General features: G+C 39.0%; 10 protein-coding genes. 7 read left to right on the forward strand and 3 right to left on the reverse strand.

The annotated features are described in order from the left end of the window. Nucleotides 1-129: 129 nt before the first annotated feature. A complete protein-coding gene (locus tag CPT03_RS15945) occupies nt 130-636 on the reverse strand; it encodes a GbsR/MarR family transcriptional regulator (RefSeq protein WP_099439759.1) in 507 nt (168 codons plus the stop codon). A gap of 213 nt (nt 637-849) precedes the next feature. On the opposite strand from CPT03_RS15945, the gene CPT03_RS15950 reads away from it, so the two are divergent. Next, complete coding sequence (locus CPT03_RS15950; RefSeq protein ID WP_099439760.1) at nt 850-2,178, forward strand: sigma-54-dependent transcriptional regulator; 1,329 nt, start codon at nt 850-852, stop codon at nt 2,176-2,178. Here CPT03_RS15950 and CPT03_RS15955 read toward each other — a convergent pair. Beyond that, nucleotides 2,163-4,643: a hybrid sensor histidine kinase/response regulator gene (locus CPT03_RS15955; RefSeq protein ID WP_245869865.1), complete on the reverse strand. Its 2,481-nt coding sequence runs from the start codon at nt 4,641-4,643 to the stop codon at nt 2,163-2,165. The genes CPT03_RS15950 and CPT03_RS15955 overlap by 16 nt on opposite strands. Nucleotides 4,644-4,734: 91 nt before the next feature. After that, nucleotides 4,735-5,712, reverse strand: a complete 978-nt coding sequence (locus tag CPT03_RS15960; RefSeq protein WP_099439762.1) for a GlxA family transcriptional regulator — start codon at nt 5,710-5,712, stop codon at nt 4,735-4,737. Between the two features lie 246 nt (nt 5,713-5,958). Between CPT03_RS15960 and CPT03_RS15965 the strand changes: the two genes are divergently transcribed. From CPT03_RS15965 to CPT03_RS15985, 6 genes are all read left to right on the forward strand, one after another. Further along, on the forward strand, nt 5,959-6,543 hold the full coding sequence (locus CPT03_RS15965; protein WP_099439763.1) for an RNA polymerase sigma-70 factor: 585 nt from the start codon (nt 5,959-5,961) through the stop codon (nt 6,541-6,543). Between the two features lie 97 nt (nt 6,544-6,640). Then, a complete protein-coding gene (locus tag CPT03_RS15970) occupies nt 6,641-7,639 on the forward strand; it encodes a FecR family protein (protein WP_099439764.1) in 999 nt (332 codons plus the stop codon). A 238-nt stretch (nt 7,640-7,877) separates the two neighbouring features. After that, nucleotides 7,878-8,552, forward strand: coding sequence for a carboxypeptidase-like regulatory domain-containing protein (locus CPT03_RS22990; RefSeq protein WP_216641558.1), 675 nt, complete (start codon nt 7,878-7,880; stop codon nt 8,550-8,552). A 37-nt stretch (nt 8,553-8,589) separates the two neighbouring features. Beyond that, the gene (locus tag CPT03_RS15975) at nt 8,590-11,220 is read left to right on the forward strand and encodes a SusC/RagA family TonB-linked outer membrane protein (RefSeq protein WP_245869866.1); all 2,631 of its coding nucleotides are present in this window, start codon (nt 8,590-8,592) and stop codon (nt 11,218-11,220) included. A 16-nt stretch (nt 11,221-11,236) separates the two neighbouring features. After that, a complete protein-coding gene (locus CPT03_RS15980; protein WP_099439765.1) occupies nt 11,237-12,832 on the forward strand; it encodes a RagB/SusD family nutrient uptake outer membrane protein in 1,596 nt (531 codons plus the stop codon). 195 nt (nt 12,833-13,027) lie between these two features. Next, nucleotides 13,028-14,899: an alkaline phosphatase gene (locus CPT03_RS15985; protein WP_157766472.1), complete on the forward strand. Its 1,872-nt coding sequence runs from the start codon at nt 13,028-13,030 to the stop codon at nt 14,897-14,899. The last annotated feature ends 32 nt before the right edge of the window (nt 14,900-14,931 follow it).

The following is a 14,931-nucleotide window of genomic DNA, read 5'->3' on the forward strand; positions in this document are numbered from 1 at the left end:
CTATAGTTTTTACAGAATAAAATTTTAAACCTCTCCCACTTAAAATCAAAAACCACTACATCCTTTAACAATTACCACCAACAAAAATAAGCTATCCTAATTTTCAATTTTTACTGAAACTTTAAAAATCTATTTAAATATTTTGAAAATTGAACTCCAAAACCAGCTCTCTTCAGCCTTCAGCATAGTTTCAAGAGTCTTATTTACATTTTTTGCGAATTTGTTTATATCCTTTATCGAACTCCTAAATGTCTTATAATTCTTATCCTTATCATCCCCCTTCACCTCCGACAGCTCATTTAAAAGCTTTATTATAGGATCCAGCTCACGTCTCTTTCTTTCTTTGGCAACCTGTCTTGCAATATTCCAGGTATCTTTATCTGCAAAGAAATATTCTTTGCGCTCACCCGACTTATGCTGTTTCTCAACCAGTCCCCAGCTTATTAAATCCCTTAAATTCATATTGGTATTGCCCCTTGATATGGTAAGCTCCTCCATAATTTCCTCAGTAGTTAATGCCTCCGGCGAAATAAGAAGCAAGGCATGAATTTGCGCCATTGTTCTATTAATGCCCCATTCAGACCCTAGTTTCCCCCAAGCTTCAATAAATTTTAATCTTCCTTCTGATAATTCCATAGCCAAAAATATATTTAAATATCAAAAGTTCAAATATTACTGAAAGTTTAAATAAATAGAAAAAAAATAAACACATAATCCATAAAGTGCATTTACCTGCCCTTAACGATAAATAAGATAACATAAAAGTTAAGTATTAGCAATTTGTATAGAATACAAGGCAAATTTCATCTGGCTTTTGTACTTTTGCCTATATTTACCTGCTTAATCCCTATGGCGAAAATACTTATTATTGAAGACGATCTAACTTTCTCTCAGATATTAGAAGGCTTTTTAAAAAAGCACGGGCACGAGCCATTAGCTATAAACGAAGTAAAAAAAAGTTTCCAGATACTTGAAAAACAAAGCTTCGATTTACTTTTAGTTGATTATCGTTTACCTGATGGAACTGGTTTAGATGTGTTAGCTCATCTTCGTGAAAAAGGATCACTTCAGCCTATCATTATCATGACAAGTTTTAATGATGTAAGAACAGCTGTAAAATCTATCCAGCTTAGCGCCTTCGACTATATTACAAAGCCTGTCAATCCTGAGGAACTGTTAATGATCATTAATAATGCTTTAGGCAAAAAAGAATCAGAAAGCACCACTAATACTGTAGAACATACTGATGCCATAAAAGGAAAAAGTGCCATTGCTGACAAATTGTACGAACATATAAATCTGGTGGCACCAACCGATATGTCGGTAATTATTCAGGGAGAAAGTGGTACCGGTAAAGAGTATGCTGCAAGAGCTTTACATATGCAAAGTAAGCGCAAAAACAAGCCCTTTATAGCGATAGACTGCGGTGCACTATCTAAAGACCTTGCTGCCAGCGAGCTCTTTGGTCATGCAAAGGGAGCATTTACGGGCGCACTAAACGATAAAAAAGGGCAATTTGAAATAGCAAATGGAGGAACCTTATTTTTAGACGAGGTTGGAAATCTAAGCTACGAAGTCCAGGTAAAACTACTTAGAGCACTTCAGGAGAGAACAATACAACCGGTTGGCAGCACCAAAACCATTAAAGTCGATGTCCGCATCATCGCTGCTACTAATGACGATCTTAAAACAAGCGTAAGCAACGGAGCATTTAGAGAAGACTTATATCACCGTCTAAACGAATTTAAAATACACCTTCCTGCATTAAGAGACCGTGGAAAAGACCTTGAGCTTTTCATTAGCCATTTCATTAAGTTATCCAACATTGATCTACAACGCAATGTATTAAATGTATCATCACCTGCAAAAGAATTATTGCTTCAGTACGATTGGCCAGGGAATTTAAGAGAGCTTAAAAATGTAATTAAGCGAATGGTATTATTAACGCCAAACGATACGGCCGAAGTAGATTCTTTACCAGAGGAGATGATTGTTGCCATTAAACAGGCGCCCAAACCAAGTGGATCAGATCTCAAAGCAATTAACGAAGTCAATGAAAAGGCACTGATCATAGAAACACTTATAAAGGTTAAGTACAACAAATCAAAAGCCGCCAAACTTCTTAATATAGACAGGAAAACTCTATACAGCAAAATAGAGCGTTACGAAATAGAATAGTCTGGTTTTTGCAGCTCTTCATCAACTTTAAATAATAATAAGTCCAGCTTTTCAAGTAACAATATTATTTCCTGTTTTATAGGTTCTTCTAACTGCTCTGTACTATTCAATTTTAATTCGCATTCCCTGTATGCTTTGGCAAGGTCTTTCGAACCAACCTGAGCTATTCTGCCAGCCAATCTATGTGTTAACAAACTCAGCAGTTTCACGTTCTTTTCTGCTAATGCCTGCCTAATTTCATCACCATCATTCAGGCTGTCTTCCCTAAATCTTAAAAGCACTTTATTCAACTGCTCTGTATCATCATAAGTCATTTTTTTCAGCGACGATAAGTTTAGCTCTACATTATATAATATAGCCGCGTTATTACCTGCATGCTCCCGCAGTGCTGCTAAAAGCTCCGCTTCTCTAAACGGTTTCATGACTATTCCATCAAAACCATTTTCTAATAAAAATGCACGCTCATCCGGCAAAACCTGAGCAGTAATGGCATAAATATTTACATCCTCTCCTACCTTTTCTCTTAAAAGCATACACAGCTTTATACCATCCATTTCGGGCATTCTCATATCCATTAATACACAATTAACAGATTTATCCCAATCAGCATTTAACAACTGCGTTGGAGAATTAAAGCTCCTATAGCTAACACCGTTTTTCTTAAAAATAATCTCACATAAATCCAGTATCAACTGATCATCATCAACAATCCACACTTTATGGTTTGACAACGACTCATAAGTTGAAGTCAGGTTATTATCGACTTCCGGTTTATTGGCATAAGTAAACGTCAGATAAACAGTAAAAGCACTTCCTTCATTTACCTTACTTTTAACGTAAATTCTACCACCCTGGTTCTCAACAAGTGATTTTATAATTGTTAATCCCAATCCTGCCCCCGTACTATTTACAGCTTCAGTTTCCTTAGCATTAACCTGCTCAAATTCATTAAAGATTAACTTACTGTTCTCTTCAGACAGACCAATTCCGGTATCCTTTACTATAAAAGTGAAATGGATATTTTCATTTTGTCTTTTGTAAAATGCTGAAAGCACAATACTTCCGGTCTCCGTAAATTTAACCGCATTCCCCAATAGATTGTACAGGATTTGCTTTAATCTAAAAGGATCTCCATAAATATATTTTAGTCCCTTCAGGTCAAAATCTGTAAGCATTTTTAATGACTTAGCTTCTGCTTGAGGTCTTATTACTGATATAACTTCCTCTAAAAGCTGCCCCACCTCAAATACTTTATTCGAGAAAGTGAATTTCCCCGAAATAATCCTGTTATAATCTAAAACCTCATTAACAATTTGCAACAGATGTTCTGATGAGTGATAGATCGCGTCAATATCCTTGGCTTGTGGGTATTTTTGCTTCCTAATGAGTTCCGCATAACCAATTATCGATTGCAAAGGCGTTCTAATTTCATGACTCATATTGGAGAGAAATCGCTGCTTAGCTCTTCCGTGATATTCCGCCTCGTCCTTTGCCAGCTCAAGTTCATTTCTATACCGCCCACTTCTGGTGATATCGGTCAAAATAAGATAAAGCAATACCCCCGTCAGTACTAAAAACACCAGCATAATTAACGAAATCGTGCTAATTCCGGTATTAACTACCTTTTTTGCCTGAATTCCGTTTACTTCTATCTGACTTACAACTTCACTTTCCACCTTTCTCAATATGTCAAGCATTTGGCTAATCAACACACTATTTGCATTTGCAAGCACTGCTTCCCTATTTAGAAAGCTCGCATTCTGCTTTTTCTGGTCATTTTCAATGATCTTTAAAGATTTCTTCAAATCACTGGCCATTTTCTCCTCAGCAGATAAGGCTATGGTATCTCTTTTTACCTTCTCTTCACTTACAATCCTTATTGAATTGTTATTCTCGTTTTTCTTACGGCCAAAAATCTTTCCAAAAAAACTTCTTGGCTTATCTTCATCAGGATAAATTGTTGTGGTCGATGTTTTTTCTTCAGTAGCCAGAATGGTACTATCTGCCTGCTCAGCACTTTTGGAAACAATATCATTTATATTTTGAACCTGATCAGAAAACGACTTGTTATTAACCAGGCGCTCCCTAACTTTTAAGTAATTAATAAATTGCTTATCACGTTCGCTCAACAGTTTTTTAATGATTGATATCCGTTCCAGTTGAATAGAATCGTTAGTATATAACGACCCTAAACTATCCAAAATAGACCGTAGCTGTTTCGATTCTTTAAAAAGCTTCCTATAGTTTCCCGGATCATCAAAAGCCTGCTTCTTCTGCTGCTGATCAAGGCCGCTAATCTTTCGGGAAATAACATTCACAATCCTTAATCTTTCACTTGGCGCAGAAATATTTTCAACTGTACTCAACATCTCTTTAAATGCCACCCTACTTACTCCCCAAGCCATAAACAGAGCAAAACATGCCATCAGCAAGGCTACAATTACCTTACCTTTTATCGATTTCATGAAACTCTTTCTGGGGGAACTACTCATATTAACCTTTTAACTATAACGTCAATAATCCCTACAAGTATTATTCCATTTAACCCAAACAAGCTTACACCGCCATTTCTCTATTGTATTTGCTACGGTATTGAATAGGTGATAAGCCTGTAATTCTCTTAAAAGTTGTTCTAAAAGCCTTGTTGTCAGTATAGCCAACTTTATACATCACCTCGTTAATATTTTCACGCGAAGATTCTAAACTGATTTTTGCGGCTTCCATTTTCACCCTCTGAATATATTCTACAATAGTATTAGAAGTCGCCTTTTTAAACCTTCTTTCAAGGTTTCTTCTACCAATAGCCTGCATAGAAGCCAATTGATCAATCGTTATTTTCTCCTGGAAATTTTTCTCAATAAACTCCTGAATCTTCTTAACTGATTCATCTTCGTGCTCCTTTTGCCCTTGGAATATGGTAAACGACAATTGATTTTCACGATCAAGCTCTATAGCAAAAACCTTAGCTGAAAGAACAGCGATCTCACGACCTGCATATTTCTCGATCAGATACAAAATAAGATTCAGATAAGAAAAAGCACCCCCACTAGAATATATTCCATGTTCATCCGTAATAATCTTCTCTGTAACAAGGCTTACATCCGGAAACATTCTTCTAAAATCATTTTCTGCCAGCCAGTGCGTAGCACATTTCCTTCCTTTAAGCAAACCTGTAGATGCTAATAAAAATGCCCCTAAACATAAACTTGCTATTTCGGCCCCATTTTCATATTGTTTTACAATCCACGGAACAAAATCCTTATTTTTTTCAATAGCTCCGCTTATTTCCCCATCAATAGCAGGTATTATGATAAGGTCTGTTTTTTCTATATCCCCAATCAAAAGATCTGCATTCACAGTAAACAATCCTCCGCTAACAGGTGTCTCCTTAGTTAAACCTACTAATTGAACTTTAAATAAAGGTGGCTGGCCTTTCGCCTTAAAAAACTCATTCACCTGACTAAACAATTGACGGGATCCTTCAAGGCTCCCCAAAATAGCCCCCTTGGGAACCAGGATAGATATATGTTTCATATTCTAAAATTAACCATAAAAATTCCTTTAAAAAAATTCGGTAAAATCACACAAATATGTACCTTAACAAAACCATTTATAAACACCAAAAACCGTTTAGCAGAAAAGTAATAGGGTTTTCTGAGCTAATGATGATACCAGACCAGAAGTACTTCCTTAGGGAAACGTCATGTTAAATAAATGTTAACTGTAATTAACTAAAACATAATAAAAGCAAATCAAGTAAGTAGCTAATTTTGTTGCGTAATGGCAAGTAGAAATTTACCAGATCATGAATTGTTACAAAGATGCCGGGAAGGTAATACCCGCGCATTCGATTTGCTATTTGAACGATATTTTAACAAGCTAAATCTTTTTGCCTTAAAATACATCCGCCAGCAATCCGTAACAGAAGAACTCATCATGGATCTGATGTTAAAGGTTTGGGAAAAAAAGGACAATTTCCAGGAAGAAGGCTCTTTAGGACCTTATCTTTTTAAAGCGCTCAAAAATTCTATGATTGATTACTTCCGAAAAAAGGAGCTCTCTACAACTCCCATTTGTAAGTTAATCGAAGATTCTCTAACCCAGGATACAACCAACGAAGCAGTTTCATATAATGAGCTTCAAAAAATCTATCTGGACCATCTTAATCAATTAAGTCCGCAAAGGAAGCTTGTGTTTGAAATGAGCAGACACGAGAACCTTACTTACCATCAAATTGCCACCAACCTAAATCTCTCAGTAAAAACTGTTGAGAGCCATGTTTCTGCTGCGCTTCATTTTCTAAGAAAAAAAATGAGTAGCCACGTAAACCTCATTATAATCATCGTCACTGTTCATTTTTTATAGCTGACAATCAGTTAATTACAAAAAACTTTCATTTTACATTCAGGGTGTTTTTCCTTTTTTACGTATTCCCCATTGAAGGCCAAAAAACCAAACCAAATTGAACAAATTATTACTCAAAAAGTATTTAAACAATACCTGCACTGATGAGGAATTGGAGCAGGTAAGGCAATTTCTGCGGCAACCAGAATCAGCAGATCTATTCAGGTCTGTTCTTAATGAAGCATGGAATGAGATGGAAGAACCTGAACTGGACCTCCATGCCATGGCGTCTTACCGCCAGCAGATAATGCAGAAGCTTCAAAACAATAATGAAAGTGTACCCAAAATCACCAAATTCAGGCCAACCCACTTGTTAAAATATGCTGCAATACTGATTCTTCCGCTTGTGTTTGGGCTTTACCACCTCTCAAAAAGCAAGAAAGAAACTGTTGCTAAAGTTGCACTCATAGAATCATACAACCCAAAAGGCCAACGTTCAATTGTAACTTTATCAGATGGAACATTGATTTACCTTGGCTCAAACAGTAAAATACGCTACCCTAAAATATTCTCCAATGTCCGGGAAATGGAATTAATAGGCGAAGCATTTTTTAGGGTAAAAAGAGACCCAAGCCGGCCATTTATAATCCATACCAATACCGTTCAAACTAAAGTTCTAGGCACATCTTTCAAAATTGAAGCATTTAAGGGAAGCCCTATTGCTGTAAGCGTGGCAACAGGAAAAGTTAGGGTAGATAGGGAAACTACTCCTAATAAAAAGCAGCTTACCTCTGTGGCTGTTCTTACACCGGGAAACGTGGTAAATTGGGATGAAAAAACAAATAAAGCAAGCTTATCCACAATAGACCCTCATGAACTGGAGCAATGGAAGGATGGGAATCTCATTTTCAGCAACCAGCGTTTGGCGGATGTGCTGGCTGTATTGGAAAGATGCTACAACGTAAAAATCAATGTCACTTCAAATTCGCTATCCAATTTCCGCATAAATACCACTTGCTCATTAAACGAATCTATAACCAAAGTCATGGACGTTTTAAGCAAAGCTGCAGATTTTAAATATAAACTAGATGATGATCAAATTATAATTTCTAACTAATTAAAAATCAAACTATGTAAACAGAAAAGCTACAAAAAAAACGCCCTGTTAAACAGGGCGAATTCACTTAAAATCCATTCAGTCATTGGTTTACGAGGCCTCAAGACTTAAAGGATCAACAACTGAGCAAAGCTCAGAAGGCTAACAGATTTATTACCCCATTTCTTTGGGAAAAACCTACTAAACAAACAAAAATATGCAAAAAGGATTGTACCTCCACCCATGTATCAGATTTATTATGAAGATATCTGCAATCACACTAATTGTACAACTTACCTTAACAGGAATGTTGTTTGCAAACAGCGCCAGTAGTCAGGATTTGAACAAGATACAGTTAAACCTAAAGCTTAAAAACGCAGGTTTAAAAGAATGCTTCCAAACCCTGCAAAAGCAAACCGGCTTAAAGTTCTCCTTCGGAGAGGCGCTTATTAAAAAAAACAATAAAAAAACCACCATTAGTGCACATCAAATATCAATGGAAAAGGCTCTAAAGCTAATTCTGGACGAAACCAACCTACGATGTATACAAATTGGGGATGATCTCATCATTGATGAAAAGCCTGCACCACCTAAACCGGCAACACCACTTGTGGAACGTATTGCAACCGGTACCGTAACCGCCGATGATGTTGAAGGGGCGCTACCTGGGGTTACTGTGCAGTTAAAAGGAACAAATAAGAGAACCGTAACAAACTCAGAAGGTAAGTATAGTATCTCGGTCGACAATGATCAGTCTGTCCTTATTTTTAGCTACATGGGTTACCTCTCACAAGAAGTTACCATAGGCAATTCCGCAGTTCTTAACATTGTGCTCAAAACAGATAGAAAATCCTTAGGCGAAATCGTGGTTATAGGCTACGGAACAGCAAAAAAACAAGATCTTTCTTCTGCCGTATCAAGTGCCCGATATTGAGAAAGCAAAAGATCGCCCCGTTTTAAGCGTTGGCGCTATGCTACAGGGAAAAGTCCCGGGTGTTACTGCCATAAATAATGGCGGACATCCCAATGGTTCTCCATCAATTACCATCAGGGGGACCGGTTCAAGAGAGAACAATAGCAATGTTTTGTATGTTGTCGATGGCGTTCTTGGAGCACCTTACAACCCTGCCGATATAGAATCAATTACCATTTTAAAAGATGCAGCTTCTGCAGCTATTTATGGCGCCTTTTCAGGATCAGGTGGCGTAATCCTGATTACAACCCGCCAGGCAGCTCAAGGCAAACCAAGCGTTGAATATAGTGGGTTTACAGGCATTAAAAATGCATGGCGTTTACCACAATCACTTACCGCAGCAGATGAGGCAAAGGTTTCCAATCTTGCCTATACCAACGCAGGTTTAGATCCTCTTGGCGGATGGGATGCAAAACTAAACCCCTATGCTCAGGTTACAAGAACCGACTGGGTTGATGAAATATTTAGAACAGGCTTAATCCAAAGGCACAATGTAAGCATCAATGCGGGAACAGAGAAATTCTCTAACCTCATCCAGGGCCGTTACGAAAAAGAAGAAGGCACACTATTAAACACTTATAACAAAAACCTTTCTCTTCGTTTTAACTCAAATTACCAGTTTAACAAAAACATTAAACTACGTCAGGAGTTGTTCTGGAACAATAACGACAATCGCGGAACAGATGCCTCAAGCGGATATAGCGGTAGCATTCTGTCAGCCATTTACATGCCAAGGTCGGCTACCCCTTATTACGAAGACGGTACTTTTGGCGGTGTAGGCCCAAGAGATTCAAAATACCTAGGTATTCATGGGGATGCAATCAATCCTGTAGCTACTTTACTCAGAAACCAACCTTACAACAAGAGCAATGATCTTCAGTCTGTTACAGAGCTTTCCGTATCAGAAGTTATAAAAGGATTAACAGTGCTTTCGCGTTTTTCTTATCGTCAAACCAATTCATTGTATAAAAACTTTGAACCAAGAAGAACTGAGCCTGGTAAACCGAACGACCAAAATACTTTAAGTTATTCTACAAATAAAGGCTATACATGGATCTGGGAAAATACCGCAAATTATAGCCGTGTTTTTAACAGACATACCATTGGTGCAATGGTTTCAACCACAGCACAGGAAAACGGAGCACGCGGATTCAGTGCAGGTGCCAAAGGTTTCGACAATGAAAAAGACTGGGCGCAATTCTTCATAAATGCAGGTATCTTTGATCAGATAAAACCAGCTGATTATGATTATGCTGATCGCAATATTTCATACGTAGGAAGGCTTTCTTATAGCTGGGCCGACAGGTATTTCCTTACAGGAAGCTATCGTTACGACAATGCCGGGCGTTTAGCTGCCAGCAATCGCTTAAGAGGTTTCCCTGCAGTTACCGCAGCATGGAAAATCAGTTCCGAGCCATTCTTTGATCTACCTGCAGTGAATCTATTTAAATTACGAGCAAGTTGGGGAAGAGTCGGAAATCTTAGTTCTATTCCACTTTATTACGGCTATCTGCCTTTGGCCTCTAATTACACTTATCAGGTTGGTAACGGCGCGCCTCAAACCAATGCCATGTATGTAGGGAGTCTTTATAACCCAAATCTTTCATGGGAAACATCTGAGCAATATGACCTTGGTGCTGATTTAAGTTTATTCAATAATAAATTAAGTATTACAGCCGATTATTTTAACAAACTAACCTTCGACCTAATTAAAAATCAGGATACCGAATGGACAAACACTTTCGGATTTGGAGCTCCTACAATAAACCAGGGCCGAATCAGAAATACAGGTTTTGAAGTTGCGGCCAACTGGAAAAACAATGCAGGTGCCTTAACCTATGATGTTGGTGCTAATATAGCCACACTAAAAAACAGAGTTGATTATATTGATCAAAACCCAAATTCTTACTGGGCTTATGGCGATAGCTGGAGAGGGGTATTAACGCCATACAGATCCGTAGTAGGCCAGCCTGCCTATTCTTATTGGTTAATCAAAAACGAAGGCATTTTCCAGTCAGATGCAGAAGCAAATGCCTATGTTAAAGATGGCAAAAAAATCCAGCCTGAAGCTAAAGCAGGAGATTTAAAGTTCAGAGACTTAAATAACGATGGAAAAATTGATGATGCCGACCGCTCATACATGGGAAGTGCTTTCCCTAAAATAACTTACGGTTTCACAACCAACCTTGCCTGGAAAAACTTCGATTTCAGCTTGTTCTTACAAGGTGTAAGTGGTGCAAAATTATTCCACGCATTTAAACAATCTACATTAAATGGATCTGAACAGGGATACAACAGATGGGACAAGATCCTTGATGCATGGTCTCCTACAAACACTGGCTCCGATATTCCAAAAATCTCGGCAAGTGACAAAAATAAAAACTTCCAGACACCATCAGACTGGTATCTAGAAAGTGGCGATTATTTGCGTATAAAAAGTGTCCTTTTGGGTTACACTTTCGCTAAAATGCCTTTCAACGGTAGCTTAAGGGTATTTGTTAGTGCCGACAACCTGTTAACCTTCACCAATTATTCAGGCATGGACCCTGAAGTTGGGGGCGTAGGACTTGATGGCGGTCAATACCCTTTATCACGCATTTATTCACTTGGACTAAAACTTAAATTCTGATTAAATCAACACAATCATGAAAAAGAAAATTAATTATACTTTTATTCTGCTCTTATTATTATCAGTAAGTGCGTGTAAAAAAGGCTGGGTCGACACCAAACCTAATGGCTCACCTACTACTGCATTTTTCTGGAAAAGCGAAGACGACATCATAAAAGCCACAGCTGCACTTTATGTACCCATGCGCTACGAATCAACCTGGGGAAGAGATCTTTTTTGGGTCCAAAATGCAAGTGACGATCTTGTTGTCGGTAGAACTAAAGCCGATGCAGAGAACATCAAAAACTTTATCCCTACGGGAAGAGAAGGATACCTGAGCAGTGGCTGGAATGACCTTTACTGGATGGTCAATAAAGCCAACGAAGCCATAAAAAATATCCCTACTGTAACCGCAGCCAGCGAATCAGTTCGCAACAGAGCCCTCGGAGAAGCGTACTTTGTACGTGGTTTTGCTCATTTCTGGATCGCTTATATTTGGGGACATAAAGATCAGGGCGTTCCGTTTGAAGCTGTCGAAAACCCTGAATATGGTAAACGTATACCACCACAATTAAAATCGGTTACCGACAACTATGCACAGGTCATTGCCGATTTACAAAAAGCTTCTGAGTTGCTTCCATTATTTGAAACCTATGGCGATGCTGATCGTGGCAGGGCGCACAAGGCAGCTGCATGGGGATATATGGTAAAAGCCTATGCATATTGGGCACAATACGACAAAACCAAATGGCAGCCGATTCCAGATCTTTGCGATAAAATTAAAAACGAAGGTCACAGAGCGCTAATCACAGGCAAAGAAAATGGAAAAACCAATTATCGCAGTGTGTTTACAATCGACAACAACTGGAGCTCTGAATACATGTGGTCTGTTACCTCTGGCGTACAGGGAGGTTCTGAATTTCCGGGTGTAATACTCGAAAACAAAGGCTGGGGCGTTTTCAATGGCTGGGGATATTTCCAACCTACATTGGAATTGTACAATGAATATGAAGCAAACGATCCACGCCGTGAAGTTACCATCTTAAAATTTGGCGACAAGTTCACTTTCTTCGGTCAGGAAAGATCATACTACTCTACCAATAGTCTTTCAGGTTTTCAGATCAACAAATACATGGAGCCTTACAGCTACGGAACTGATGGAAATGCAGGTACCAACACCAAAATAAATCCTAGTGGCGATTATCCAACCACCATGCTTAACCTTTCTTTAATGCGCTACGCGGAAATTTTATTATTTAAAGCAGAAGCACTAATAGAATTAGGCAAAAGTGGTGATGCTGCCGTTCCTTTAAACGAAATCAGATCAAGAGTTGGGCTATCTTCTATAAGTAATCCAACCCTAAACGATTTAAAACATGAGCGTCGTGTTGAATTGGCTTGTGAATGGACCGACCGTTTGGCCGATCTTAAAAGATGGGGAGACTTTGCAAAAATTAATGCACCTCTTCACGGACAGAATCACTCCAATAAAACCGATCCCAATTCACCATTTACTGTAAATGAAATATGGCCGGCACGTAATTTCAATCCGGCAAGACATATGGCATGGCCAATAAATCCAGACGAAATTTCCAGAAGTAACGGTGCTTACAAACAAACACCGGGCTGGTAAACCAGCAACACAGTCAAAAGGGTGTCCGAAATTACCGGACACCCTTTTGCTTTTATTAAAATCATCAGCAACCTAACAAAACCATTTGTTAGATTTACATAACTGATCTGCATTTAGATCCAACAAATAGATCAAATCAATGCTAAACGTACATAAATGCAATACCAACCATATTGCAAACAAGAACAGATTAGAATGAAAACAAAAAACCTTATCCAAAAAATCATCAAAACAAGTCTCTTTGTGCTTTTACTATCCGCAGGGGCTACCTATTCCCAGGCTCAGCAGGCTGCCAGCAACGAAGCTAAGTACAACTTATCCAACGCCCATTCTCATAACGATTATGAAAATGACATCCCCTTTCAAAGGGCCTTTCAAAAAGGATTTGGCTCTATCGAGGCCGATATATTCCCGGTAAACAACGAATTGCTTGTTGCACATAGTAAAGAACACCTCGACCCAGCAATTACCCTATACGGCACCTACCTTAAACCGGCAATAGCAGCCTTGCAAAAAGATCCCAATCGCAAGCTTCATTTACTAATCGACATTAAAGAGAATTATCCCGTTGCTTTGGCCATCCTGGTTAAGCAGCTGGATCCTCATAAAGATATCCTTAAAACAAGCACACATGCCGGCCAACTAACCATTACTATAAGCGGGTCACGCCCAAAACCAAAGGACTATAAAAACTACCCCGATTATATCTATTTTGATGGCGAATGGCCGTTAGAACATACGCCAGAGGAATCAAAACATGTAGAACTAGTCAGTTTCCCTTTCACCGCCTACAGCAAATGGAATGGAAAAGGTAGATTAGAACATGCCGACTACACCAGGGTTAAAGGCCTTATTGATAGTGTACATGCAGAAGGGAAAAAGATCCGCTTTTGGGCTACGCCCGATACAAAAAGCAGCTGGCTGGCGCTAATGAACCTTCATGCCGACTTAATAGGAACCGACGCAGTCGAATCACTTGGCAACTTCATAAAAGACCTGTCTAAAAATATTTATATTAATAAAGAAATCCATGAAACTTACCAGCCAACCTATCAGTCCGATGGGAAAAACGGAAAAATAAAAAACGTTATCCTCTTAATTGGCGATGGCATGGGGCTTACCCAAATATATTCGGCCTTTACCGCAAATCAGGGCCAGCTCAATCTGTTTAAAATACGTAACATTGGCATTTCCGTTACTAATGCAGCAGACACCTACATCACCGATTCAGCAGCCGGCGGAACAGCAATGGCCGGAGGAAAAAAGACAAACAACCGTGCAATTGGGGCCGATTCAACAGGCAAACCCCTAAAATCACTGGCAGTCTACGCGGCAGAAGAAGGCAAAAAAACAGCCGTTATTTCCGTTGGTGATCTTGCCGATGCTACCCCCGCAGCATTCTACGCACATCAGCCAGACCGTTCAATGGAACCGCAAATTGCGCAAGACATGCATACCTCAGGCATCAATATGCTCCTGGGCTCTGGTGCCTCCAACTTTAAGAAAAACCTAAACGGTACAACTGCAGTTCAGCTATTAGAAAAAAAAGGATATACCGTAACCTACAACTTCGAAGATTTCAAAAAAAGCAATGCAGATAAACTGGTTGGCCTTGTTGCCGATAATGAAACCCGACCAAAAATTGAAGGCCGCGGCGAGTTCCTAACCGAGGCCTTCCAAAAAGCAACCGGGCAATTCGGCAAAGACCCAAAAGGCCTTTTCATGATGCTCGAAGGGGCACAAATTGATTACGGAGGCCACAGAAACAATGTATCTCAAGTAATCACAGAAAATCTTGACTTCGATAAGGTAATTGGAAAAGCCCTTGAATTTGCCGATAGCAATGGCGAAACACTTATCGTAATTACTGCCGATCATGAAACAGGAGGTTTAACACTTCTCGATGGCGACATCCAATCAGGCTATGTACTTGGCGAATTTTCAACAAACGACCATACCGCTGTTCCGGTTCCTGTTTTCGCCTATGGCCCTCATTCAGACGATTTCAGGGGTGTATATTCTAACACCGAGATATTCAAAAGACTACTAAAGTATATTCAAAAATAATTACTACAAAGAGGCTGAAATTTTACACAGCC

The organism is Pedobacter ginsengisoli, assembly GCF_002736205.1.
GTDB lineage: Bacteria > Bacteroidota > Bacteroidia > Sphingobacteriales > Sphingobacteriaceae > Pedobacter > Pedobacter ginsengisoli_A.

What these genes read in the sequence shown, in the direction of transcription:
- CPT03_RS15945 (WP_099439759.1), bottom strand. Translation starts at nt 636, where the DNA reads ATGGAATTATCAGAAGGAAGATTAAAATTTATTGAAGCTTGGGGGAAA.
- CPT03_RS15950 (WP_099439760.1), top strand. Translation starts at nt 850, where the DNA reads ATGGCGAAAATACTTATTATTGAAGACGATCTAACTTTCTCTCAGATA.
- CPT03_RS15955 (WP_245869865.1), bottom strand. Translation starts at nt 4,643, where the DNA reads ATGAAATCGATAAAAGGTAAGGTAATTGTAGCCTTGCTGATGGCATGT.
- CPT03_RS15960 (WP_099439762.1), bottom strand. Translation starts at nt 5,712, where the DNA reads ATGAAACATATATCTATCCTGGTTCCCAAGGGGGCTATTTTGGGGAGC.
- CPT03_RS15965 (WP_099439763.1), top strand. Translation starts at nt 5,959, where the DNA reads ATGGCAAGTAGAAATTTACCAGATCATGAATTGTTACAAAGATGCCGG.
- CPT03_RS22990 (WP_216641558.1), top strand. Translation starts at nt 7,878, where the DNA reads ATGAAGATATCTGCAATCACACTAATTGTACAACTTACCTTAACAGGA.
- CPT03_RS15975 (WP_245869866.1), top strand. Translation starts at nt 8,590, where the DNA reads ATGCTACAGGGAAAAGTCCCGGGTGTTACTGCCATAAATAATGGCGGA.
- CPT03_RS15980 (WP_099439765.1), top strand. Translation starts at nt 11,237, where the DNA reads ATGAAAAAGAAAATTAATTATACTTTTATTCTGCTCTTATTATTATCA.
- CPT03_RS15985 (WP_157766472.1), top strand. Translation starts at nt 13,028, where the DNA reads ATGAAAACAAAAAACCTTATCCAAAAAATCATCAAAACAAGTCTCTTT.